This is a genomic window from Thauera aromatica K172, assembly GCF_003030465.1.
Classification (GTDB): Bacteria; Pseudomonadota; Gammaproteobacteria; order Burkholderiales; family Rhodocyclaceae; genus Thauera; species Thauera aromatica.
Window position 1 is genome coordinate 585,252 of the sequence record NZ_CP028339.1, and the last position, 25,234, is coordinate 610,485.

The 25,234-nt window shown below is 59.6% G+C and carries 20 protein-coding genes; 13 read left to right on the forward strand and 7 right to left on the reverse strand.

The genetic code is table 11. From position 1 onward, the window contains the following. Positions 1-11 precede the first annotated feature (11 nt). The 13 genes from Tharo_RS02870 to Tharo_RS02925 all read left to right on the forward strand — a co-directional run bounded on the left by Tharo_RS02870 (position 12) and on the right by Tharo_RS02925 (position 12,644). On the forward strand, positions 12-3,872 hold the full coding sequence (locus Tharo_RS02870; RefSeq protein WP_107219929.1) for a DUF3427 domain-containing protein: 3,861 nt from the start codon (positions 12-14) through the stop codon (positions 3,870-3,872). A gap of 487 nt (positions 3,873-4,359) precedes the next feature. Then, on the forward strand, positions 4,360-5,589 hold the full coding sequence (locus Tharo_RS02875; RefSeq protein WP_107219930.1) for a tyrosine-type recombinase/integrase: 1,230 nt from the start codon (positions 4,360-4,362) through the stop codon (positions 5,587-5,589). Beyond that, the gene (locus Tharo_RS02880; protein WP_107219931.1) at positions 5,586-5,864 is read left to right on the forward strand and encodes a DUF4258 domain-containing protein; all 279 of its coding nucleotides are present in this window, start codon (positions 5,586-5,588) and stop codon (positions 5,862-5,864) included. The genes Tharo_RS02875 and Tharo_RS02880 overlap by 4 nt, the downstream gene beginning before the upstream one ends. After that, entirely contained in the window at positions 5,861-6,091 is a 231-nt protein-coding gene (locus Tharo_RS02885) for a type II toxin-antitoxin system MqsA family antitoxin (protein WP_107219932.1), read from the forward strand. Before Tharo_RS02880 ends, Tharo_RS02885 begins: the two co-directional genes overlap by 4 nt. A 2-nt stretch (positions 6,092-6,093) precedes the next feature. Next, positions 6,094-6,354: a DUF2442 domain-containing protein gene (locus Tharo_RS02890; protein ID WP_107219933.1), complete on the forward strand. Its 261-nt coding sequence runs from the start codon at positions 6,094-6,096 to the stop codon at positions 6,352-6,354. A 346-nt stretch (positions 6,355-6,700) separates the two neighbouring features. Further along, positions 6,701-7,450, forward strand: coding sequence for a hypothetical protein (locus Tharo_RS02895; protein WP_107219934.1), 750 nt, complete (start codon positions 6,701-6,703; stop codon positions 7,448-7,450). Positions 7,451-7,582: 132 nt separating this feature from the next. Further along, complete coding sequence (locus Tharo_RS02900) at positions 7,583-7,810, forward strand: helix-turn-helix domain-containing protein (RefSeq protein WP_170110005.1); 228 nt, start codon at positions 7,583-7,585, stop codon at positions 7,808-7,810. A gap of 10 nt (positions 7,811-7,820) precedes the next feature. Continuing rightward, positions 7,821-8,117, forward strand: coding sequence for a hypothetical protein (locus Tharo_RS02905; RefSeq protein WP_107219936.1), 297 nt, complete (start codon positions 7,821-7,823; stop codon positions 8,115-8,117). A gap of 1 nt (position 8,118) precedes the next feature. Further along, the gene (locus tag Tharo_RS02910) at positions 8,119-9,012 is read left to right on the forward strand and encodes a toprim domain-containing protein (RefSeq protein WP_107219937.1); all 894 of its coding nucleotides are present in this window, start codon (positions 8,119-8,121) and stop codon (positions 9,010-9,012) included. Further along, positions 9,005-11,101, forward strand: coding sequence for a DUF927 domain-containing protein (locus Tharo_RS02915; protein ID WP_245880983.1), 2,097 nt, complete (start codon positions 9,005-9,007; stop codon positions 11,099-11,101). Before Tharo_RS02910 ends, Tharo_RS02915 begins: the two co-directional genes overlap by 8 nt. Continuing rightward, a complete protein-coding gene (locus Tharo_RS17540) occupies positions 11,091-11,621 on the forward strand; it encodes a hypothetical protein (RefSeq protein WP_159051654.1) in 531 nt (176 codons plus the stop codon). Before Tharo_RS02915 ends, Tharo_RS17540 begins: the two co-directional genes overlap by 11 nt. Before the next feature lie 11 nt (positions 11,622-11,632). Next, positions 11,633-11,998: a hypothetical protein gene (locus Tharo_RS02920; RefSeq protein ID WP_107219939.1), complete on the forward strand. Its 366-nt coding sequence runs from the start codon at positions 11,633-11,635 to the stop codon at positions 11,996-11,998. 1 nt (position 11,999) lies between these two features. After that, positions 12,000-12,644 (forward strand): hypothetical protein, encoded by a 645-nt coding sequence (locus Tharo_RS02925; RefSeq protein WP_107219940.1) that lies wholly within the window; start codon positions 12,000-12,002, stop codon positions 12,642-12,644. A 638-nt stretch (positions 12,645-13,282) separates the two neighbouring features. Here the strand turns inward: Tharo_RS02925 and Tharo_RS02935 are convergent. Genes Tharo_RS02935 through Tharo_RS02965 form a run of 7 tightly spaced genes read right to left on the reverse strand, consistent with a single transcriptional unit; the run spans position 13,283 to position 25,218 of the window. Then, a complete protein-coding gene (locus Tharo_RS02935) occupies positions 13,283-15,109 on the reverse strand; it encodes a DUF2357 domain-containing protein (RefSeq protein ID WP_107219942.1) in 1,827 nt (608 codons plus the stop codon). A gap of 16 nt (positions 15,110-15,125) precedes the next feature. Beyond that, on the reverse strand, positions 15,126-17,498 hold the full coding sequence (locus Tharo_RS02940; RefSeq protein WP_159051655.1) for an AAA family ATPase: 2,373 nt from the start codon (positions 17,496-17,498) through the stop codon (positions 15,126-15,128). A 1-nt stretch (position 17,499) separates the two neighbouring features. Next, complete coding sequence (locus Tharo_RS02945) at positions 17,500-18,963, reverse strand: hypothetical protein (protein ID WP_107219944.1); 1,464 nt, start codon at positions 18,961-18,963, stop codon at positions 17,500-17,502. After that, positions 18,953-22,267 carry a DEAD/DEAH box helicase gene (locus tag Tharo_RS02950; RefSeq protein ID WP_107219945.1) on the reverse strand — a complete coding sequence of 1,105 codons (3,315 nt, stop codon included), beginning with the start codon at positions 22,265-22,267 and terminating at the stop codon, positions 18,953-18,955. Before Tharo_RS02950 ends, Tharo_RS02945 begins: the two co-directional genes overlap by 11 nt. A 7-nt stretch (positions 22,268-22,274) precedes the next feature. Continuing rightward, a complete protein-coding gene (locus Tharo_RS02955) occupies positions 22,275-23,702 on the reverse strand; it encodes a protein kinase domain-containing protein (RefSeq protein ID WP_107219946.1) in 1,428 nt (475 codons plus the stop codon). Continuing rightward, a complete protein-coding gene (locus tag Tharo_RS02960) occupies positions 23,699-24,403 on the reverse strand; it encodes a PP2C family serine/threonine-protein phosphatase (protein ID WP_107219947.1) in 705 nt (234 codons plus the stop codon). The genes Tharo_RS02955 and Tharo_RS02960 overlap by 4 nt, the downstream gene beginning before the upstream one ends. Beyond that, a complete protein-coding gene (locus tag Tharo_RS02965; protein ID WP_211309651.1) occupies positions 24,400-25,218 on the reverse strand; it encodes a vWA domain-containing protein in 819 nt (272 codons plus the stop codon). Before Tharo_RS02965 ends, Tharo_RS02960 begins: the two co-directional genes overlap by 4 nt. Between the last annotated feature and the right edge of the window lie 16 nt (positions 25,219-25,234).

Below are 25,234 nucleotides of genomic sequence, written 5' to 3' on the forward strand. Positions count from 1 at the left end.
CGAGCCCGCCCATGACCTCCTCCATCTGCTACTACGACAAGAACGCAGCCCACTTTGCCGAGGACACGCTGAGCGTGGACATGTCGGAGCTGCGCAGCCGTTTCCTCGCGCACGTCCCAATGGGCGGGCTGATCCTCGATGCTGGCTGCGGAGCGGGGCGTGACAGTAAAGCCTTTCTGGAAGCGGGTTTTCGGGTGCGTGCTTTTGATGCGTCTGCCGAACTTGTCCGCCTTGCGCAGATTCACATCGGACAACCGGTAGCGGTGCGCCGCTTCGAGGACGTCACCGAACGCAGTCACTACGATGGCATATGGGCGTGCGCTAGTCTGCTGCATGTTGTTGACGCCGACCTGCCATTTATGCTCGCACGCTTGTGGGCGGGCCTCAAGCCGGGCGGTGTGTTCTATCTCAGCTTCAAGTACGGCGAAGGTGAACGCCACGACGGCGAGCGCCACTTCACTGACGCGACCGAGGAACGACTCGGTGAATGGAGCGCTGGTCTGCCGGAAGTGGAGTCAGTTGAATGTTGGATCACGCGGGATCAACGACCCGAGCGCAGCGAGAAATGGCTCAATGGACTGCTGCGGCGCAAAACGATACCCACCGGCCGGCTCTTCACCGGTGATCCGCAGCATCCGCTGCTGTCTCAGCTCTGCCGCTCCATCGCGCGCGCGGACGAGATTGACCTCGCGGTGTCCTTCGTGCAGCCGAGCGGCCTGCGCCTGCTGCTGCCTGACCTGCACGACGCTCTTGCCCGCCAGGCTGCGGAATCGAGATTGCCGGCGCGCGTCCGCATCCTCACCAGCGACTACCTCGATATCACCGACCCGAAGGCATTGCGACTGCTGGTTTTGTTGCAGGGACAAGGCGCCCAAGTGCGAATATTCGAGGCACGCGGGTGCAGCTTCCACCTCAAGACCTACCTCTTCACTCACTTTGCGGAGCAGAGCGAGTTGCACGGAACCGTCTTCGTCGGTTCCAGCAACATCAGTCGTTCTGCGCTGACCGATGGGCTGGAGTGGAACTACCGCGTCGACTACCCCGGCGATGACGGTTTTCTTGAGGCACGGGCCCGCTTCGAAGAGATCTTCCACGACTCACGCACGTTCGAGCTCACTGACGCCTGGATCGACCGCTACGAAATGCGCCGCCTGCCGCCGCGTCCCGCCGAGCTGAGTGTCGACGATAACGAAAAACCGCCCACCCCGACGCCGATTCAGAACGAAGCCCTCGCAGCGCTCACCCACACCCGCCGCGAGGGTTATCGGCGTGGCCTCGTCGTGCTTGCCACGGGCCTCGGAAAGACCTGGCTCGCTGCCTTCGACGCTGAGCAGATGGGGGCCCGCCGAGTACTCTTCGTCGCCCATCGCGAGGAGATCCTCAACCAGGCCGCTGATACCTTTGTGCGCATCCGCCCCCGCGCGCACGTTGGCTTTTACATGGGGCAGACCCGCGACACCCAGGTCGACGTGCTGTGCGCTTCGGTGCAGACGCTCGGCCGTAATGCTCATCTTGAGCGCTTCGCGCCGCAGCACTTCGACTACATCGTCGTCGACGAATTTCACCACGCTGCAGCGCCCACCTATCGGCGGTTGCTAGCCCATTTCGCGCCGCAATTCCTGCTTGGGCTTACTGCTACACCGGATCGCACCGACCAGTCGGATATTCTGTCTTTATGCGACGACAACCTCGTCTTCGACCGCAACCTGTTTGCGGGTATAGAAGCCGGGCTGCTTGCGCCCTTTCATTACTACGGGATCTGGGACGAGTCGGTCAATTACAAGGAGATCCCCTGGCGCAACGGCCGCTTTGACCCGGACAGGCTGTCGAACAAACTGGCAACCCTCGCCCGCGCCCGTCATGCCCTCGAGGAATGGCGTAAGCGTGCCCAGCAGCGAACCCTTGCCTTCTGCGTGTCGATTCGCCACGCAGAGTTCATGGCGACGCAGTTCCGCCTGCAAGGCATCGAAGCTGCCGCCGTCTACGCCGGCTCCGAACTCGCACGCGGTGAAGCGCTGGAGCAACTCGCCGACGGTCGGCTTGCGGTGATTTTCTCGGTCGATCTTTTCAACGAAGGTGTTGATCTACCCGCGATCGACACCGTCCTGATGCTGCGGCCCACCGAATCGAAAATTCTCTTCCTGCAACAACTCGGCCGTGGCCTGCGCCGGGCTGAAGGCAAGGAGCGCCTGGTGGTGCTCGACTTCATCGGCAACCACCACAGCTTCCTGCATAAGCCGCAGGCGCTCGGACAGATCGGTAGCGCGTACAAGCAGTTGGCCGAGTTCGCGCGGAAGATTGAAGCTCGCCGGCTCGAGCTGCCAACGGGCTGCTACATCAATTTTGAACTGGAGTTGATTGACTTCCTCAAGTCGCTCGATGGGGATGGTATCGCCCGCGACTACGAGGCCCTGCGTGAGGGGCTGGGGCGTCGCCTGACGCTGGCGGAGTTTTATCGCAGCGGCGCCAACCTTGGGCGAATGCGGAAGGAATACGTGAGTTGGTTCGGGCTCGTGCAAGCAATGGCGGATCTCGACGAGGCAGAATCCGCCATCCTCGATACCCACCAAGGCATGCTGTGCGAACTCGAAACCACCTCGATGACCAAAAGCTTCAAGATGGTCCTGCTCGAAGCCTTCCAGGAACTCGACGGCTGGCGTATTGCGCCTGCCCTCGCGCAACTTGCCGAACGCTCATGGCAGATTATGCAACGCCGCCGGCCGTTGCTCGCGGACCTTCCCGACACCCTCGAGGACACCCAAGACGGAACGAGTGTCGGCTGGCAACGCTACTGGCGCGACAATCCGGTGAATGCCTGGATCGGCGGCAACCAAGCTGCGGGGAAAAGCAACCTGTTCCGCACTCGAAACGATCACTTCGAGCCCTCTTTCCAGGTCGTGCCCGAACAGCAGGAAACGCTGACGGAAATGGTGCAGGAGCTGATCGACTATCGCCTTGCCGCCTATGAAGCGCGGCGCGCGTCTACGACCATCCCCGACAACGTGATCCCCTTCCGGCGTGAACGTCCGGAAGGGGGCGAGCTTCCCTATTTCCCCAATCTGCGCATCGCTTGCGGCCACTTCCGTACCGCAAGCACCGACGCTGAAGAGCATCGCCGCATAGGTTCCGGCTACGGCCGCCTCGACCCTACCCGCCACTTTATCGCCCGCGCGTCGGGCAATTCGATGAACGGCGGCAAGCACCCGATCCGCGACGGCGACTATCTGCTCCTCGAACTCGTCAGTCCGACCAGCGCCGGCTCGATTACCGGCAGCATCATGGCGATCGAGCGTCAGGGTCGAGCAGGGGACGATCAATATCTTCTGCGCGTCGTCACCAAACACCGTGATGGCAGCTACGTCCTCGTTGCCAATAATCCGGATTACGAAGACATCCATGTCACGCCCGAAATGGCCGACGAACTACGCACACTCGCGCGCCTGAAGGCAGTCATTGATCCGCTTGATCTTGCTGTGGGCGAATCCTTCATGCGCGAGGACATTCCAGCGTTGTTCGACGAGGTCTTCAACCCCGGAAACTGGAACAGCGGGCATGTTGTGCTACCCGAGCGGAACGCTCACGTGCTCCTCGTTACCCTCAACAAGCAGGGCAAGTCGGAAGATCACCGCTACCTGGATCGGTGGGTCGACGAGCACACGTTCCAATGGTCGAGCCAGAACTCGACGACGCCGGAGAGCAAGCGCGGCCGGGAGGTTATCGAGCACGAGAAAATGGGTATCACGCTACATCTTTTCGTGCGAGAAACGAAGTTGTCAGGCGGTAAGGCAGCGCCATTCATGTATTGCGGAAGGGGTCGGTACAAGGCACACAACGGGAGCGCGCCGATGAGCGTTTTGCTTGAAGTGGGATAAGTCGGCCGCAGCGGAGTTGGCTTCCGGCGTGTTGCTCCTGCTCAAATGCTGGGTTGAGCAGGTTTACCGCAAGGTGGGCCCCGGGATGGGTGTTAGAGGATAGGCCGGATGGGGCGATGAGCGGTCTCCGCTGCCGGAATCGTGGGACGCATCCCCGCCCGAAACCCGGCAATGGACCTGCCCCACGGATCGAAAGCAAAAAGGCCGACGCAGGGTCGGCCTAAGTGCTTGAATTCGTTGGTGGTGATGGGCGGAATCGAACCGCCGGCCTATGGGTTATGAATCCGTATTTCGGGGGCGGCCTGTGGGTTAATATACCTTAATAACTCTTTACGAAACAAGGCGCTTATACGATACTCACCTTAACGGGCTAACACGATTTTAGACGGTTTTTGACGTGGAATGTTAGCCCGATGTTAGCCCGATGTTAGCCCGATGTTAGCCCGATGTTAGCCCGATGTTAGCCCGGATGATGCGAGGTGAGTAAGTGACAACGGAAACCAGGATCAAATTCGGCAAGACGGCGCTTCAGTCGTTGGAGCTTCCCGAGTCGGGCAAGCGGCTGACGATCTACGACACCGAGACACCCAAGCTGGCGCTGAGAGTGACGGCGACAGGCACCAAGACCTTCTATGTCGTGAAGCGGGCGGGCGCATCGGTGGCCTGGGTGAAGCTGGGCATCTTCCCTGACATGACCGTGGAGCAAGCGCGCAAAGCGGCGGCGCAGGCGCTTGGCGAGTTCGCCAGCGGCGCAAACCCCGCGGCGGCGCGGCGGGCGTTCAAGGCTGAACTGACGTTGACCGAGTTCTTCGCCGAGTACGCCACCCGGCACGGCGAAAAAAAGCGCGCATGGGCTGCTGACCAGCAACGGTTCCGCGACTACCTGCAAAAGCCGATGGGCAACTGCAAGCTGTCGGAGATCGACCGGGCCATGATTGCCAAGGTGCTGAGTGGCGCTGAGAAAGCGGGCAAGTCCGTGGCGACCGTGCGCAACATCCGGGCGCTCGCATCGGGCCTGTTTGGCAAAGCGGTGGAGTGGGGCTATCTCGACTACAACCCGGCGCAAGGGGTGAAGGTGGCGGGCAAGAAGGTTTCCCGCGACCGCTTCCTGCAAGCCGACGAACTGCCGCGATTCTTTGCGGCGGTGGCCGAGGAAGATCCTGCCATGCGCGACTTCATCCTGCTGGCGCTGCTCACGGGCGCGAGGCGGGCGAACCTGTGCGCAATGCACTGGCGCGAACTTGATCTGTCGTCGGGCGTGTGGCGCATCCCGCGCACCAAGAATGATGAGCCGCAGAACGTGACCCTTTGCCCGGAGGCGGTGGCGATCCTTGAGGCGCGGAAGGATTCGACGGGCGGTGGGTTCGTGTTCCCCAGCAAGAGCGCGTCCGGGCACATGGTGGAGCCGCAGAAGGCGGTGATTCGCGTCATGGCGCGGGCAGAAATCCCCTACGGGCGCGACGTGCCGAACGGGGTAACGCTGCATGATCTGCGACGCACGCTTGGAAGCTGGCAGGCGCGAACCGGCGCATCCCTGGCGATCATCGGCAAGAGCCTGAATCACAAATCCCCGCAGGCGACGGCGATCTATGCACGACTCGACCTTGATCCTGTTCGCCAGTCCGTGAATACCGCGACCGCTGCCATGCTGGAAGCAGCGGGGCTGAAGGACAAGGCTGATGTGGTGACGCTGCCGACGAAGCGGAGTGCGGCATGAGGCTGATCTATCGCCAGCACGCGGTAAGGCGCATGTTCGAGCGCAGCATATCGACCGACGACGTAGCGGCGGCGCTGGCCGATGGGCGGGTGATCGAGGACTACCCGACCGACACCCCTTATCCAAGCTGTCTCTGGCTGGGGTACTCGAACGGCAAGCCGCTGCACATCGTTTTCGCAGACAACCAGGACGACGATGAGCGCATCGTCATCACCGTCTATCGACCCGACCCGGTGCTGTGGGCGGACGACTTCGCAACGAGGAAACCATCATGAAATGCCCCATCTGCAAGCACGGTGAGACCAAGCCCGGACTGACGACCGTCACTCTTGAGCGCGGCGGCATGGCCGTGGTGTTCCGTGGCGTGCCCGGCGAGGTGTGCGACAACTGCGGCGAAACATTCCACGACGAAGCCGTGACCGCTGCACTGCTGCGCCAGGCCGAAGAAGCGGCGGCGGCGGGTGTGGAGGTCGATATTCGGCGGTTCGCTGCGGCGGCGTGACCATGATCTTGCACACCACGGAGGTGACTCCGCTGCCGGGCTATCGTCTGTTCCTGCGCTTCAACAATGGCGCAGCGGGCGAAGTTGACCTGTCTGCCGAGTTGGAGGGCGAAGTGTTCGAGCCGCTGCGCGACCCGGCGCTGTTCGCCACCGCGAGCCAGCATCCCGTCATGCGGACGGTGGCCTGGGGCAATGGAGCCGATCTGGCACCGGAGTTTCTGTTCGAGCTGATGCAGACGCAGCGCGGCGAACGGGCTGCATGACCTGACAAAACCTGAGTTCTGCCGCGCCTAGGCCGAGGCTGATCCCCGAGGCCGAAAATCGGGTTCCCTTACCCGGCTGGCGCGGTACCTATTTTCAAGGGGGCGCCACAAGGGGGGGGCGAAATTGAATCTTCGAAAAAGCAGGACGTTCACTGAGGTCTTCAAAGGTGGGCTTAGTGATGACGAGTTCCGCCTGAGGGTAGAAGCAGCGCGACGCGCGGCACAACACGAGGCGCTGTCCCTTGCTGGTGCTCTCGTCCCTGATGTTCGCAGCCCCATTTCCGATAGCATCCCGTCTGCGTTTGGAGTGAAGCGTAGGCGGAGCACTGAGGACGCAAGGAAGCGAATGATCGACCGATGCGGCGTCGATGCACATGAGCTCATGGTGCTTGCAATTCGCGTATTTGAGTTTGGAAAGCGCGTAGAGCCGTTCTTCCTTGAACAGCTGATCGAAATGCGTCTTAGCGACGATGATGGGCGGATCGGCAGCGAAGTGGATCCAGGCGGGGATGATAGGCAGGCCGACAGCGAAATCGATCCAGACGAGAATGATGCAAAGATCGACGAATTGTTGTCCCCTGATTTATATGCCGACAGCCAAGGGTGGGCGTGGATGGCCTACACCGCCCTGTCTAAGACGGATCTGCCTAAGTCAAAGCTGATGTTCGGCCTGCAGTTGTGCGAGTTCCCTTCGGCGTCGCAGATTCTTGATGCGCTTGGGGTCTACTGGTTCTTTGAGGCGGCGCGGCTTTCGAATGCTGGTGATGGCCGCGCACTGGACGTGCTTTTCGAGTCTTCAGGGGCATTCGAGCTTGCACGTGTCGCGGACGCTAATGATGAAGCGGAGGAGTGGACTCGTGGCGACCACGCTTATGCGCGGCATTTGCTGGGGAAGCATGCGGCAAGCGCACGCCATGCCGAAGATTACGAGACGGCAGAGCGCATCCAAGCCTGGTATGTCGAGAACCATCACCACTATCGCAGTATGGACGCTGCAGCTGATGCTGTGACTGGCCTTGAACCGGTGGCATTCAGAACGGCGCGCAAGCACATCGGCGCCGCTGCCAAAAAACTACGCTCTGCACGCAAAGAGTAGCCTCTGCAAGCAGGGCGGTCAGCCTGCTCGCTGACTGACCGCGCTGCTTGTTGGCGGGCTGAACGGGCCGGCTGCCTTTCTTCAAAGTTCGCACCATCCCCGTAGATGACGCGGGTTCAATCGGTGCGAACCATGACAACTCAAAACCTGAAAAACCTGATCGCTGCTGGCGCTGATCTGCTCGATGATCACGCCGCAGCGGCGATGCTCGACGTGTCCCCTGGCACCCTGAGCGTGTGGCGCTCGACCGGCCGCTACAACCTGCCGTTTCTCAAGATTGGCCGCAAGGTGCGCTACCGCCGTGCCGACCTTGAAGCGTGGATGGCGTCCCGCCTGCGTGAATCTGGCGCAACGGCATAAGGGGCGCGTCATGACCGACAAGAAAAAGGGCGCGACCCCTTGCGAGAGCGCACCCCAGACCGACACCCTGGATTCTACTCGTGAAACGCCGCGTGAAACATCGCGCGAACGTGGCCTGTTCTTGCCGTTGGCCTGGGCCGAACTCGGCAAGTCGGTGAAGCCTGGACCATTTCGTGGCAAGTCCAAGCGTAACTCTCGCCGAGCTGCGATCAACGCCAAGCGCGGCCACCAGGGCAATGTCGACGCCGGTCTGGCTGGTCTGATCGCGCTGGCGCTCGTGGCGGGCGCGCTGATGGTGGGGGTGTGACATGCGCGATGCCATCACCGGCACCATCGACCAGTTTTGCGCCGCCATGCGTGACGCGGACATCACGCCGCCTGACGTGATCGAGGCTGATGGGCAACTGCATCGCTACCACGTCCAGGGCGACAAGGCCGGAAGCCGAAATGGCTACTTCGTCCTGCACTTCGACGGGCGACCCGCTGGCATGTTCGGCAACTGGAAAACCGGCCTGCGCTCCACTTGGGCGGCGGACGGCAAGCGCATGTCCAATGCCGAGCGCGAGACGTTCTCCAGGCTGATCGAGGCGGCGCGGCTGAAGGCGCAAGCCGAGCGGCGGGCGGAGCACGAAGCGCGGGCCATCGAGGCGCGGGCGGAATGGGCCGCTGCGGCACCGGCTGACCCGGCGCACCCGTACCTGACCCGAAAGGGCGTAAGGCCACACAACCTGCGCCAGCGCGGCGGGCTGCTGATCGTCCCGCTGTTCGATGCCTTCGGCCTGCTGTGGAATGTCCAGCGCATCCAGGCGGACGGCGGCAAGCGGTTCAAGTCGGGCCGGGCGGGTGGCCTGTTCTCTCCGATTGGCGACTTCACCAACCCGGCAACGATCCTGCTCGCGGAAGGATGGGCGACCGGCGCAACGCTGCACCAGGAAACCGGGCATCCGGTGCTGTGCGCGATGAACGCGGGCAACCTGCTGCCGGTGGCGACGGCGGCGCGTTCCGCCTGGGCTGGTGCTGAACTGGTGATCTGCGCGGACAACGACCGCCAGACCGAAGGCAATCCGGGCGTGACGTATGCGACCGCTGCGGCGAAGGCGACCGGGGCGAAGCTGATCTTGCCGGAGTTCCCCGAGGGCGTGCCGGGTTCCGATTTCAACGACTTGGCGATGCTCCGTCGCAAAGGGGGCCGTCATGAGTGAGGCATTCGACACCATGACCGCCGATCTTTTCGGCGCAGACGTTGCAGACGTTCCAGTGATCGAGCCGAGTCCCGCGCCAATACTGGCCGGAACGGCGGAACGGAACGGACGTGAACTCAATGGCTCGCTGAAAAGTTTCCCCGACCTGGGGGCGGACGAAGGCGCGGCGGCGGATTCTGCATCCCCTCATTCGTTTGGTGACGTTCCAGACGTTCCAGCCGTCCACCTCAATAACGGCGCGGGTTCCAGTGGGACGGCAGGCGGAACGGCAGGCGTTCCAGGCGTTCCGGCGCTGGCCGATCTGATCGAGGCCGCGACCGCTGGCGATGGCGGCGATACCGAGGAAACGGCGGTTCCGTCCGTGCCGGAGGAAAATCGTCCCTGCTTCAAGGTTTACGACGGCTGGACGCTGCTCGACACCGGGCGAAAGCTGAGGCCGGGCGTGTGGCTGCACGGCATGAGCAAGCCGAAGAAGGAGGAGATGCCGGTTCCCGTCGACTCCTGGGTATGCGGGCCGCTGCACATCGAGGCGCAGACCTTCGACGGCACGGAGAACAATTTCGGGCGGCTGCTGCGCTTCAAGAACACGGCGGGCCGCTGGCGTTCGTGGGCGATGCCGATGGAGCTGCTGAAGGGCGACGGCTCCGACCTGCGCGGCGAACTGCTGGCGATGGGGCTGGAACTTGATCCCTTCGCGCGCCAGACGCTCGCACGCTACCTGCAAGAGCGCACGCCGAAGAAGCGCATCCGGTGCGCGCTGCAAGTCGGATGGTGCGGTGACGTGTTCGTGCTGCCGGATGCGGTGATCGGGCCGAATGCGGCGGGCGTGATCTTCCAGAGCGGCGAACGCTCGCACGACGAGCACGGGCAGGCCGGAACGCTCGACGGGTGGCAGACCGAGATCGCATCGCGGGCGGTGGCGAATCCGCTGTTCCTGCTGGCGCTGTCGGCTGCCTTTGCCGGGCCGCTGTTGAAGCGCACCAACACCGAAGGCGGCGGGCTGCATTTCGTGGGCGATTCCTCGACCGGCAAGACGACGATTCTTGAGGCCGCATGTTCCGTGTGGGGCGGGCCTGGGTATCGCCGGAGCTGGCGGGCAACGGCAAACGGCATGGAAGGCGCGGCGGCGCTGTTCAATGACTGCTTGCTGGCACTGGACGAGATCAGCGAATGCGACCCGCGCGAGGTGGGGGCCATCGTCTACAGCCTGGGCAATGGGCGCGGCAAGCAGCGTGCGAGCCGAACGGGCGCGGCGCGATCCGTGACCCGCTGGCAGGCGTTCATTGTGTCGACGGGCGAGCGCACCATCGGCACAACGATGATGGAGGGCGGGCACCGCACCAAGGCCGGGCAGGCGGTGCGGCTGCTCGACATTCCTGCGGCGCGGCGCTTCGGCTGCTTTGATGAACTTCACGGCATGGCGAGCGGCACCGCGCTGTCGGACGCGATCAAGCGGGCGGCGACTCAACATCATGGCCGGGCCGGGCGGGCGTTCCTCGAAAGGCTGACGCACGACGAGCGCGACATGGCCGTGCGGCTCGAATCCCTGAAAGCACTGACCGAGTTCAACCCGCCAGAGGCCGAAGGGCAGGACAAGCGCGCCGCATCCCGCTTTGCGATGCTCGCGCTGGCGGGCGAGCTGGCGACCGAGTACGGCATCACCGGCTGGCCGGAAGGTGCGGCGCTCGACGCTGCGGTGATTGGGTTCCAGGCGTGGCGGTCCATGCGCGGCGGCGGCAACGACGAGCGGCGGCAAATCCTCGACAAGCTGGCCGGGTTCCTCGAACGGCACGGGGATAGCCGGTTCTCCGACTGGACGGCAGACGGCGCGGCGATCCGTGATCGGGCGGGCTGGTGGAAGCCTGACGACACGGGCGGGCGGCTGTACCTGTTCAACGCGGAAGGGCTACGCGAGGCGCTGAGGGGCTTCGACTTCAAACGGGCGCTCGACGTACTGGAGGCGGCGGGCGCGATCCCGAAGGCGAACGCGGAAGGGGAGCGGTCCAGGCTGGAGCGAATCGGCGGTCGCCGGATGCGCGTCTATCCCGTTTTTGGCGATGCGCTGCGTGAGGTGGGCAATGGGGCTTGATGACCTGATCGCCAGACGTAGCCGGGCCGCTGGAACGGCTGGAACGGCAGACGTTCCGGCAGACGTTCCAGCGAATCCCTTGCAAACACTGGCCTGGACGGCTGGAACGGCTGGAACGGCAGAAAAAGACAAAGGCGGGGGCGATTCCAGCGAGACGCCGACCGACACCGCGCCGCCGATCTGGGCAACCCGCTGGCTGCTGCACTACGCAGACCGCGAGCCGGTGGAGGTGTATTTCGCGCCTGCTGCCGACCATGTCGAGGTGCTGGTGGCCTATCCCGATGCCGTGGCGGCTGAACCGCTGCCTGAGGTACGCACACCGGTACGTAACGAGGTACGCATGGAATCGGCGGCGCGGGGCTGCTCGACCTGCCGACACCGAAAGAGGCCGGGCCTGTCGGCGGGCTACTGCGGCGGCGGGCGTGACGATCTTCCTGGGGCGTATGGCGCGCATCACCCGCTTCGGCAGCTACCTGCCGACCAGGGCGCGACCTGCGCCAGCTACAACCCGCACGAATGAGGAACGACGCCATGAAAAAGCAATTCCCCCCTGAGTTCAGCGCACTGATGCAGCAGTACAAGGACACCGCGGCTGGCCTGGGCGACGACCACCCCATTGCACGCCGCCTGCTGATGCTGGCCATCCAGACCGCACCCGCTTGGTCCGCACGCGAAATGCACGACATGGCGCGTGACATGGGCTTGATGCCCGAGCCATTCGGATGCGACGACACCGGCCGAAAGTTCTACCGACTCGACGACATGGCCGCCAAGCTGGGCATCACGCCTGCCGAGGCGGAGCAGCACATGGAGCAGATACAAGCCGATGCGCAGGCGCTGGGGCTGGACAACGCCGTAGTGGCGAAGGATGCGGGCGACCTGCATCGGATGCACTGACATGGCGACCAGAATGAAAACCCCGCCGAACCCGAAGCCAAGCAAGGCGATCCCGGTTAGAGCGTCGGACAATCCAGCCGAGCATCACGGCAACTACGCGAAGGCGATCACTGCGCCAGAGGTGGCCGCGCATCGCGTCATCATGGCTTGCGAACATCAAGATCTGACAGCGCCGCTCGACGTGCCGGGCATGCTGCTGATGCTCAAGGATCAGGGCGCGGCGTTCAGCAGCGGCGACATGACGCACGCCGAAGCGATGCTCTCTGCTCAAGCGACCGCGCTGCAAACGCTGTTCGCCCGACTGACCGAGAAGGCGATGATGCAATCGCACATGCCGAATCTCGAAGCCTTCATGCGGCTGGCGCTGCGTGCGCAGTCCCAAAGCCGGGCAACGCTCCAAACGCTGGCGGCGATCAAAAACCCGCCTGTGATCTACGCCAAACAGATCAACCAGACGACGGGCCAGCAGCAGATCAACAACGGCGTGACGACACCGTCCCGCAAGCGGGAAATCGAAACCGAGCCGAACAAACTATTGGAGGAAGCACCCGATGAGCGGATGGACACCCGAGCGACGAGCGCGGCAGTCGGCGCTGATCCGATCATGGCGCCCCTGGGAACAATCGACGGGGCCGCGTACGGATGAGGGTAAGAAAATCGTGGCGCACAATGCCGACAAAGGCGGCACCCGCCAGCTACTCCGTGAGCTACGGTGGGCGCTACGGGATCAAGCTGAGGCGCTGAAAAACGTCGGCTGACCGCAACCAGCACCAGCAGACAGACCCGGCCCCGCGCCGGTTTTCTTTGCAAGCCTCATTGCGAGGTCCGCAGCGTTCGTAATCGGCGCTCCACCCGCGAATCAATGGGCACGTCGGATTGCTATTCTGCCGGTCAATCGGCCGGGGAATCGGACCACGGATCGGCCAGCGACGAGCGTGTGCCGCTGGTATCCACGCCGTGGGTATCCAAGGAATCCGCACACGAAACCGCGATTTATCCGCACACGCTGAGGCCCTCGTCTTCACCCGCGTTGCTGATCGCCAAGCGCAGCCACAACTCGCTCATGACCACCTCGTCCGATACATCTCGATCGGTTGGTCCGACGACATGGTGAAGCCACCGTCCGGACTCGACCCACAGCGGTCCTACACGGCACCCGGTTGCTACGGCTGGTGACAGAGTAGACCGGCCATTCATTGCTACTGCTCACCCGCAAGGCTTCGGCCATTGCTGCCAATCTGCCTACAGGTTGATTCGGTCAGCAATAGTTCGTAAAGCAGCCCATCATCCCCCTGCCAAATCCAAGTCGAAATCCAGCCAATCCCTCCCAGACCAAACAAAGCCATCCGCCTCCGGTACAGCAGAGGCGCCTTTCGGTCGCATAGAGAAGTGTCGCCTTTTCCCTGTTGTCTTGAGCGACCAAGTTGTCTGGCAAGTCCCGCATTGGCAGTAGAAGTCTTGCTGCTGCCCGCGCTCGAATCGTGCTGGATGTCCGCAAAGTTGGGCAAGTGCTGCGATCTGCTCGATGGCATCCCCGACGGCGCCCTCAACTTGCGAATTAGCCGCACCTTTGAGTGATGCCTTCAGTTCGGCAGCTTTCTGACCATCGAGTGGCGCAAGGAGCCTGACGTGGGTAGGCGAAATAGATTCAAACTGTTCGGGCCAAGTCTCGGTTAGCTTTTTGGCCGGTGTGGGCAACGGCCCCAGTTTTCGGCCATGACCTTGGAGCAACTGCCGCAACATCCACTCATCGATCAACTTCCCCACCTTCTCCACGACATAAAGGTCCAGCGGTGAGACAGGAAGACTCTGCGGCGATGCGACACTGGTTGGCACGCCTGGCCAACACACGATGCGATCAGGCTCCAGACTCTCACTGATATTTATTGACGCGCCGAACCATGCAATCGGCACGATCCTCAGGGTAGATCCCTCAGACTGAGTTACGACCCAATCATGTACATCACGCCGTAGTACGAAACGCCGTCCCGCCCAACTGAAGACGAAATTTCCATCAACCCTGCGCAGACCATACCTTTCAAGCGCCCGCCTGATCACAAGACCAACGTAACTGACGTAAGCCAGTTGCAATTGCAGTTGCCGCGCCAAGCGCTCTTCCGGGGATAAGAGCCGGTCTTCTCGATCATCTTTCAACTTCTCCCAAAGCGGGGGCAGATGACGATAGTGCGGGTCGTGGTTGAGAATGTTTGTACGGTGAACTTGGGAAGGAACCACAGATGCAGGAGGTACCAGCGAATAAAGCCCCCTTTGCTTCAACCCTCTGATTGCACGCAACTGGGACTCCAAGTCGCTAAGTGCACGCTTTCCTGCCTCCAACTGCATCCCGGTCTTGTCATCAAGATATGACTCCCCCCAAAGGCGACAGATATCCTGGCGAAGTCGAAAATGCGTCTGCTCAGAGTCCTGGAACTCCAAAGCCCGCTCCAGTCGTGAATTGACTCCCCGGATGCGAGCCAATCTCCTAGCAAGGTGTCGATCAAGGCGATCCAGTAGCCGCTTGTAGAGCCTGTTCTCATAGATGGCATAGTCGTCCTCGCTGAAACGTGCGAGAACCTTGCGCGGTTGAACACCACTGAGCGTACGCTGCTGCCAGCAATCAGAGTGTGACGCTAGGTGACTTAATGCCGAAGTCGCGAGGCGTCGAGCTCGCGCCACTGGCGCAACCAAGTTGTCATATCGAAGGTCTCTGCGGGGGCGGTCAGATATTGAATGCAGATGACCATCTCTGAGTACCGCCGCCAAGTCGCGCTCAAGTTCTTCGAGCGCGCATTGGGCGGCCATCTCAGCGGGCAGCATGGGCGAGACATTTGCATCATGTGCGTGAGCGTTTTTTCCGGCAATGGAAATAATCGCCTCTGCAGACAGATCGGAGTCCGCCTGATCGTCGTCAGACTGATCGATAGCGAGCACCTGGGATTCAGTGTCTTGAATCCGGAGGACGCCCGACCCGTCATCCGAGAGCAGATCGCCGGGCTGCAAGCGGCTGTGTCCATTGACCACGAGTGGCTCAAGCAAGCAATACCGCCCCGGCAGAAGCGCGTCGGGTAGGCGGCTGAGTTTGCTACCCGTAAGACGGTCCAGAAATATCATGCCCCACGTTCCTTGATCATGCCCCACGTTCCTTGCGGCGACGGTCTTCAGCCAACAAGGCAAGGGAACGGCGAGGCTCCGATTTCCAACCCCTCCATACTGTGGTCAGCGCTTGTTCGATGGCGGCAAGATCATCGACGGTCGCATCGTATCTACCAGTGACCTTCCCGCGCCTGAATACCCTGCTGGCAAGCAAATGGTCCAGAGCATCTTCTTTGCGACCGCCGGCAGCCATGTAAACAGGGACAAATCGCATGGCCTGACGTTCGAGTCGATTGCCCCAACCCAAGTCAAAGCGATCCTGCAAGAGGCTCGTGAGCGGGCCCGTGGTCAACTCCGCCAACAACTCTGAAACCTCCTCAGCGTTTTGTGTCACAGCAGCATCGAATCGCTCCATCAAAGATCCATAGCTAAAGCTGGCCTTCGGCTTTGGCTCCACCTTGAATCCCGCTTCGTGGCGGGGAAGCGTCATGACATGAGCACGGTCGTAGGTTTTGTCAGCAAACTCGTTCGTTGTTTCATCGTGGTTAGCAGTGCCTACAAACCAGACGTTGTGGGGAACCCGAATCCTTCGCCCCTCAACCAGCAGCGCTGGGGCGTTCGGCAACTGGCTCTCCGACAAACTGATGAGTCGATCTCTTGTGTCATTCTTTTCGAGCGCCGAGAGGAATTCAGCAAAATACTGCTCCGGGCGCGACAGGTTCATCTCGTCCAGCAAGATGATGTTGCACCGGTCCTTGTAAGCGGCAGTTTGCGCACGGTAGAGACCTTGCAGGCAGTCGCGCTCATAGAAGCGCTTTTCGAAAGCGTTGTAGTGCCCCAGTAGATCATCACGGTCTCGCCAGCCAGCCTGGACGGCGATGTCAGTGCAATGCCCCCCGACAGCCTTTGCAAATGCCTTCGCCAAGCTTGTTTTGCCAGTGCCACTGATTCCCTGAAAGATGTGAAGCTGGCTCATGGCCAACCCGGCAATAAGCAACTGAATGTCTTCTAGGCGGAAATGCAGTGTTGCACCTTCCTCCGCTTGAGCGATCCGGTGCTGCAATTCAACAGAGAATTTTTTCAGATCAGGAACGTTTTGCTCCGGCAGGCTCAACTCCTTGGCCTTGCGATCCTTAATCCAATCGGCAGGGGACGCAGAATCCATCCATGCCATTTGAGGGAACGGCTTCTCGGATTGCTTTGACTGGGTTAGGTCATCTACCGTTTTGCCCAAGTCATTGAGTCTTGCACTCAAGATCTGATTGTTCTTTTCCAGGGCGCGCTTTTCTCTTTCCAGGTTCTCTTTGTCACTCACGCCGAGGCGGAGGCGATGAAGTTGAGCCTTTGCATCAGCCAAATCCAGATGAACCTCGTCGAGTTGAGCCTTTTGCTCGTCACGGAGTTTTCGCAGCGCCTCGTTCTCAAATTGCAACTGATCATCCTGGCTGTTTGCAATTTGGTTTTCCAATTGAGTGACTCGACGTTTTTGGGCAGCCAACTCGTCAAGTATCTCGCGGGCAGACCTCCCCGCCAATGCCTCTGAGAACTCCCGGAATTGCTCTAGTTTCTGTTCAGTCAATGTCCAGTCGCGGTAAACCTTTTCAAGGCGTGCCTCTGCGCGTAGTCGAGCATCGGTCAATCTGGCAGTTTCCTGACTGGCCTCGCGAAGTGCATCTTCGCGGATCTGTACACGTTCACGCTCAAGCTCTTTCCACTCAGCATCTAGTCGCCGTTGTTGCTGCTGTAGAGCTCTCTCCTTGTTTGCAATCTCCGCCTCACGCTCCATCAGTTCGGATGCGCGCGCTGACTCATCGTCACGTGCTTTCTGCTCCGCTTGAAGGATGCCGAATTGAATCTCAGTCTTCTTAGACTCGAGCTCCACGATTTCCTTTTTGAGATCACTGAGTGCGGCCACGTTTTGGGCGGCAAAACCGGAACGCGCATCCAACTCTCGCTTCTCAAGCTCACGCTCCTTATCGGCCAAACTTGATTCGGACTTTTTTATCTCAACTTGTCTTTGCTTCAACTCTTCGTCGAGTTTGTGGATCTCTTCGGTTCGCCTCTTGTTCTCATCACTTCGGCGGGAGAATGCCTCCTCCTTGCGAACCAGATCCTCTGTGCGCTTCTGCGCGTCTTCATGTAGATCACGAAGTCTCTTTGCGACATCAGAGATATCCGCGAGCAACCTCTCGAGCTCGATTTTTTTCTCGGGCTCAACCTTATCCAACTCGCTGATCTGATCTTTCTCCAATTCAGGGAGTGCCACAGCTGAAGCATCGCCTTGCACTAACGATGCAAGGGAGCCAATTCCAGCAGTTGCTTTCTGCCATGCCGATGCGACCGCACTTTGTGCAGTATTTGCGTTTTGCGCGACTGGGGCTTTGTTCCCCTTGTTGTGTTTTGCCACTTCAATACCAGCCCTTAAAAATTTGAATCCATTCGATGACAAAGTCAGCGTGCTTCATAGCTTCTTCTCTATCGATTCTCTCGCTACCTGAATGCCCGGCCTTTTTGTTGCGAGCATCAGCCATATCAAGCAGACGAGTCAGTTGAAGCTCATCGGCGGATAACTTGAGGAAGGGGTGTGATGCTTGATCCACGGTCCCTAGAAGTCCTGCAAACAACAATGCCTTGAGCGAACTGCTACCGCGCTTCACCGCTGTGCGCACCTGATCCAGGCGCTGCTCAGACAAACGCTTGATTACGTCATCGGTGAGGCAAGGAAGGTTGAAGAACTGGAGGTAATATTGGGCTTCCCCATCTTTCCAGTCCCTCTGGTCTTTCCAGTGCGGCAATCTACGAATGTCCGACGGGTATGCTTTCAACAGCCACTGCAGCACGCTTTCTGCCAGGTTGTGAGTCTCAATGAGAAGGCTAGTCACATCCTCCTGCCAAGACCGCTCCTGACTCGCCAGTACGGATCTTCGTCTCAGAACGCTGGCGAGGTATCCCTCAACAATCGGCACCTTCCGCGACCAGTTGTAGTCTGCAAGCAGTGTCAAGTCGATCTGGTTCTCCAGGGATCGGAGCCACTCCTCTGCCGATAAATCGTTCGATCTTGTCTCACCCACCGCGTCAGCGATGTATCTTGCAAGTCCATCGTTTCGCGGCAAGACTTCCTGCAGTGGTTTGCGTAACCACGACGCAGCCTGCTGCAACCCGAACGGATCGGCAACCAACCAGGGTTGTGGCCCAGCCTCGTCTGGAAAGATCCATGTCCACAACCACATCGGCTGCGCCGAATCTTCGACGAAGCTCAGGCTCTCAATGCGGACACGTGCCGAAAGCTCGTCATCACGCTGTTTGGCGTGCTCGTGATCCGTCCGATAGCGCTGAAACGCATCAAAGAGGGCCGCTGTATCCAGTGCGCCCTCTCGGAAGTGATTGAGGCGGAAGGGGCGATCCTCCTTTCCGGAATCGAGGTCTCGCAGGAACACTGGGTAACCACGTTCATCGACTCGCTTCGCTTCGATCTCTGGAAGTTCTTCAGTGAATCGCGGCAGCCAGTTCCCCGAAATCGCGTCCTGATATGCGTACCCCATGCGGACTTCCTCGCTGGCATCCTGAGCCTCTTCGAGGACACGCTCACCTTGAGAGGTGACTGATCCCGAAGTGGTCATCCAGCCGTTCGGGATCAGTTGGGTTGCAATGATGAATGCCACCAGTTCTCGGTCCAGCCCCAGCAACTCAGCCATTTCCGAACTGTCCTGGCATCTGGCCCTTGCCAGTCCAAGGAGCGCCTGCTGGAACAGGTTCAACTTGAGGACACGATTTGTTGGATAAAGGACCTTCCAAACGCGGACAGGCCACAAAAGCGGCCGCCCACCCGGGGGGCGACGGATATCGAAGCGAAGATAGCGATTAGCGGCCATGCGCTATCTCCTTTCTGCAAAGCTTGAGGAATGCAGCCAGAGCCGGTACCCCTTCCTCGGACTCGGGCCCTTCGGCCATGTGTTTGGCACCGACGGCGACGAGGAGCTTCCTCTGGCGACTCATCGCCACGTTCATGCGATTTGCCAACCGCAAGTGTCCATACTTGCTGTTTAGCAATCGTTCGCGCTCTTCCCCGTCCTTCTGATCGGGAATCACCACGTCGTTAGCTCGCACTACGGACAGGTAGACGACGTCAAACTCTTTGCCTTGAAACGCGTCAACCGTGCCGACGCGCAGTCGCTCATCACCTGATTCAGTCTGCCGGTAGGAGCGCGCGATCCGGATCTCCCCATCCTCTTCCTCTGCCAAGCCCTCGTCCGCCAGTGCATCAAGTATCAGGTCACACTGGGCGCGGTAGAAACTGATGACCCCAATGCTCAGCGACGGCCCACAAGAGTCTGCAATCCGCTTAACCTCTTTTGCAATAGAAATTGCCTCCGCCCGTCTTTGATAACCGGGTTTTAGGAATGTTTCTTTCCCGTCCTGCAGAGGCACATCCAACCAAGCAGCACATTTGCCTTGGTAGCCAGGAATCGTGTGAGCGAAATCTTGCGCAGGTCGCCCCGAGTGCAAGACGTCCAACCCCTCAGATTCATAGAACTGTTTGCTGATGAAGTCACCCAGTGTCGGATGCATTCTGTACTGCGTATCGAGCATCACGACGCGCTTGATGTTGTCGACTTTCTCTTGCTCCCTAAGCTGCTTCACCAGCCGCTCAAAAAGACTCTGCTCATACGCCTTCGCTTGAGCCTCAGTCAGGCTTTGTCTGGAAATGAGTTCGTCTTCCAACTCTCGCTGAACAAGGTGAGGTAGTTGTCGATGGTCGCCGACCAGGATGATGCGACGCCGCGCCATCGCCATAGGAACGAAAAGGTCGAGAGGGTTTGCTCTTGCGGCTTCGTCGATGACAACCGTGTCAAACTCAATTCCCTCTGATGCATCTAGGTCGCTCAACTCTTTCAAACTGCTCATCGCATTACCAGCTGACTGTTGGCATGTCGCACCGACGATGCTGGCGTACTCGCGAACAGCTCTCGCTGCCTCATTGGGGGCCTGAGCGAGTGCCGCGTGGTACGAGGCCACTACCGCAGAGATACCACGGCGAGATTGACGCAAAGGCGCGTCGATTGCGTGCTCAATGTCGGCCAAGAGACCAAGTGCTTCTCCGCTCAACGCTTGCTTAAGCTGAGGGGGCCTGTAATCGGGGCTCAGCCGATCCAGCATGGACCGCTTAAACGCATCCAATTCAGCAAGGTCTGCTTCAGTGGCATGGGCAACCACTGAAAGTCGCTGGAGCAAGCCCCATTCCGAATCTTGAAGTTTGACGTTGCTGCGCCGCAGCGTGCGCTCAAGCTGGTGAGCTCTGTCCGGACCGTCATCGGCGAACCCGATAGAACTCGTGCGCAGAGCCCTCAGCAAGCGCACAAGCCCAGCAGGCTCATTGGCCTGACGCTGGGTTTCGACTCTCTGCTGCTGAGCAAGAAAATCATCCCATCGGTCCTTAACTTGGGCCGGGAGACGAACGTCTAGATCGAACAACTGACGCAAAAGGATATCAATTTGCTCGAACTGTGTTTGGCGTTCCTGTGCCGACATGCTTGCGAGTCTCAATGCCGTGATGCGCCGATCAAGCTCTTCCAATGGTTGAGTCAGCGGGTCATTCAACTGAATCGCGTCGAGTAGAACAGAGATTTCCTTCCGTTTGCGTTCACACCAAACACCAACGGGGTCGACACCGCCTTCGTAACGGCGCCCTCGACCGCCAATTCGAACGGCAGGCAAGCCAAAGACTTCAGCACGATTAAGGGCGTTATCCACTGCATCGTGCTGGTAACTGCTGATCAGCACTTGGTGCTGCAGCGAGTTTTCACCGAGTGTTTCGGCAAGGCGGCGCTGCAAAGCTGCAATGACCTGGGTCTTGCCCGTTCCTGGTGGGCCAACGATCAGTGCGATATCAGGTGTATTTATCGCCTTCTCTAACGCCTCAATCTGGCGCTTGGTCGGAACACCCTTGAAACAAGATTTGGCGTAGGTGGATAAGCCGTCGAGCTGACGTCGCCGGGCGCTTGGCGGAGCCACCCCTTCCAGCAAGTAGCTCAATTGCGGCAGTCGCCGCCCTTCATTGATAGATTGCCTTGCGCGCGCACGACGGGTCTGTACGGCTTCATCACCTGATAGTGAGTAGTAGATGAACCCCTTGGTTGGGGGGCGTTCTGAGCGCCTGTCCTGACTCGGAACCAAGACCACGCCATCTCGCTCGAACCGCAATACACCGCGAACCGGGCGACGGCGTGTTCGATCAGCTTTGCCCGGCGCGTCTTCAAGCTCGGAATCAAGATCAAGCTCCCGATCCCCAAGCTCCACTTGCGTCGTGTTCGCCAGCCCCAAAGCTTTCCATCGCTTCCTGAAATCCTTCAGATGATCAGCATCAACTTTTAGAAACCAGGCCCACAGTTCGCCTTCGACGAGTTCCGCGCTATTGAAGCGAAGAGAACCCAGTTCCCTCGCGCAATCTCGAGCTTGCTCCCATTCGAGCGCACCATACTCTTGCCATAAACGTAGGTAACTACCGTTGTCGCGCAGCGCGGCATCCAAGAGTGCGCGCTGCTCTGTACTTTGGAGCCGCACGGCGACGCTGGCATCTTGGAAAGAGATCTTGCCAACGGCCATCGCCACACGTGCTGTAGCACCCTTGAGGCGAGTGACGCTCATCAGTTTCAGCACGCCAGCCTCTTGTTTGACGTTGCCGCGCCAGCCTGCACCAAATAGAACGAAACTCTCATCGGAAACGTTGTCGAAGCGACCAAGAAAAACACGATCCATTTCTGGGTGCGGTGCTTTCTCGGCAGAGATGAATTGCTCATTCAACCAACCAACTGTAGTGGGTACGTCTGGAGCAGAAATCTCCCCCCTGCTGGCCAATTGCTCCGCAATGGCCTCATCAACAGAAATCGCCAAATCCAACTGGATCTGCTCGACCAAATCCAGCGATTGAAGGTGGAGAACCTCGCCATGCCGATTTCTTAACACCCACAACGTCAGGCCTCGTTGGACCTGAAGCGCAGTTCGATCTTGGCGTCCTTCTACTTCGCCGACGCAAACGGAGTCGCCCTGTCGGAGAAGATAGTCATTACCGTGTGCCTGTACTGACACGGCCTCACCGATCTGCCAATCAGTTCCCAGGTCGTCACAAGTGAACTGGACAAGTTCACTCGACAGAAGAGGAAAGTCGCCGAGTTTCATCGTTACCTCACCAGTTGAAGCGCCAAACGACGTGCTCTTCTTTTACTGCGCCTAGGTGGAGCCAGAAAGACACTCCTGAACGACTGTCTGACTTGAGCCGCTGCCGACGCACAACCGGGACGACTTTGTCGTCAGATGCTCTTTGCAAGGAGACTTTCGTACCGGCTGATGGCTCTATCCACAAGCCATCCCTGGCAAGTTCGACAGTGCATAGCAGACGGGCATCCGCGTACAGGGACGTCCCCAAAGGCAAAGTCTTTAACTCGGCAGGGCTCATACTCAAAACCATCGCCTTGCCTGTGCGAGTCCAGCACTCTTTTCGAATCAACGACTCTGGAACCTCCTCCGGCAAGCCCTCCCGGAGCAGATCAGGCGGCATATAGCGATATTCCTGCAAGAGGATCGTACGATTCGCATCCTGGGCGTGATCGCAAAATGGACAGGTGTGCTTTGAGGTGTAGAAAAACGTGTTGCCACAAGACTCACATTGATCGCAATGCCCCGTGGCGGCCTCAAAGGCATCAGCCCACTCACTTAGACTTGGCCGCTCACCCGGATTATTCAGCCCGGCATTGAAGCATCGTTCGAACAGCGCTCGCAGTGGAGCATTGAGTGTGATTTCGCGGGGAAGACCTATCGACAAGGCGTTGCTGCGATCAACTGGGTGATCTACCCAAGGGAGTTCGCCTCGGAGGGCCGCCTCTTCACGCTCGGGTTCACCATCAAGCACAACGTCCCCCTTGAGGGGGTGAACCAGCGTGAGGATGCGATACGCCATGACCGCAAAACTCCAACTGTCGGTCAGTGTATTGATGCCGGACTCTCCCCTCAGAATCTCTGGAGCCCCGTAATCGGGGGTGAAAACTCCTTGTTGACCATCGCGCGACTGACTCGCAACGTTGTCAGCATCGATTAACCAGACTTCGGCGTACTCAAGTGACTGCGATACGAAGACATTTGCAGGAGAGAGATCGCCATAGGCGAGTCCTCGGCCGTGCAGATCCGCCAGCACCCGAGCCAGTCGCGCCAGCATCTTCAACCGACGCAACAAGCCACCTGTCTTGACATAGCCGGAGAGGCCATCATCTGACATCAAGGCGTCAGTCGCCACCTGCATCAGTGCAGTCATTGGCGCCAGTCCATCCATCAATTCCATGACGTAACCGGGCTGCGGCTGAGTGATGAGGGCTTGCGGGTGTGCTATCGGGAGGCCGTCAAGTGGCTGACGCATAAGAGCGCGGATCTTGTTCGTCCAACTGGCTCGCTTCTCATCTGTGGTTGCACGCGCGATTTTGACGAGAACGTTGGGGTAGTTGGTCGTGCAAACGATCCCCTGACCGCCTTCGCCGATACGCCCCGTCAGCTCATAGGACTGACCGTGTTGGTCTAGCACCGTCCGGTTCTTCTTTGGTGCCTCTGGTGTTGCTGTGCTCATTCAGAAGTCCTAAAAATGGCCACGAGTGTTTTGTCGTCGCTGTGTAAGGGGGTCGCCCAGTCATTCAATTCAGACTGCAACCAGCGCCTGCCCCTGCGCCGATTTCGAGCGCTTAAGTCTTGATAAAGCGCATCAAAGAAGTCAGCAAGATGCGCAGATTCGAGGTCATCGGCCACGCCATCTGTCATCAGGACTACACCATCACCCGTCTCGGTGAATCGGCCCCTGGTACAGTTCCATTTGTCTTGCAGGTGCATGGACTCAAGTGCCCAAGTCTGATTGCCATAGGCTGTGCGCTCTGGCGTAACGCGACGGAACTCGCCAGCGCACCTCACCAGCAGAAGACCATCACCCAATTGGGCAGCATGGACCTCGCCTTGGTCTGTCACGCGACCGAACAGCAGTGTGGTCGCGGCGTCTCGTGGAGTTGTCGGATCAATCGCCTCGAGCCATTGCTGATGAATCAAGGGCAGAGTTGCGGGTAGATCGAAGCTGCTCGATGTGGCGCGCAAGATCCGCCGGGCAACTTGGCAGGCACTACGTGAGCCCAGATCACTACGCGCTCGCGATCCCAATCCGTCTGCCGCAGCCGCAATCCAGCCACCTCGGCAACCCGCCAGAACCATGGCGTCCTGATTTGGCTCACCCAGGTCCACGTGTCGGGGGCCGATGACGCTCGCGCCGCAGGCAATAAACCTCATTGGAAGTCGAGGTCTAGTGCGTCGTCATCCGGGGGCGGGACAACGAATGCGGTTGAGATGTCTGGATTTTTGCTTGCAGTGCGAGTGGTGACACTCATGGTCACTGCACGGAAGAAGCGGTGGATGTCCCGGGCGTTGTGGGCCTTGAAAATGGGAGCCTCTGCGTCGTTTGCAAAATCCTTCAACATTGCTTCATCGGCATCCGGCCCAATCGCCATTGCTAGTCGGGTCGCCTTCTGTGCCCGCTCGGAGTCACAAAGAGCCTTGAAAGGAGCCTCCCAGTCGTCGGTCGGTTGTCCATCAGACAAAAGAATCAGAACGGGGCGATAGGCTCGGGAGGGGATGCGATCCTTGTCTTCCAGTAACTGACGAGCGAGGTCAAATGCAGCACCCATCGGAGTAACACCACCAGCCTGAAATTCCGAGAACCCTGCGACGCCATGCGCCGCAACCAACGGTAGATGCATCTGCGCCTTTCCACCGAAGGTGATCAAGCCCACCTGGATCTCGGCGCGCAGACGACTCTCCTTGGCGAAAGTCGAGACCATCTCCTTAATCGCAGCATTTAGCGCCTCGATCTTGCCGTTCTCCCCCATGCTGCCGCTTGTGTCAGCCAAGACGATCACGGGGAAAGGCCGGGGCGTAGCGACAGCGAATTTTTTGAGACTGCTCATCTTCTTTGTCCTTAGATCAGGTTGATTTTTCGTTTGCAGACTTGGTGTCTTGGGTGGTGAAACCGGCGCCTTGGTGGAACGCATCGCGAGATCGCCTACGTATCGGCTCACGATGTCTTCTTGGTATTTGGCAAACCCCATGGCCCGGCCTCCAATG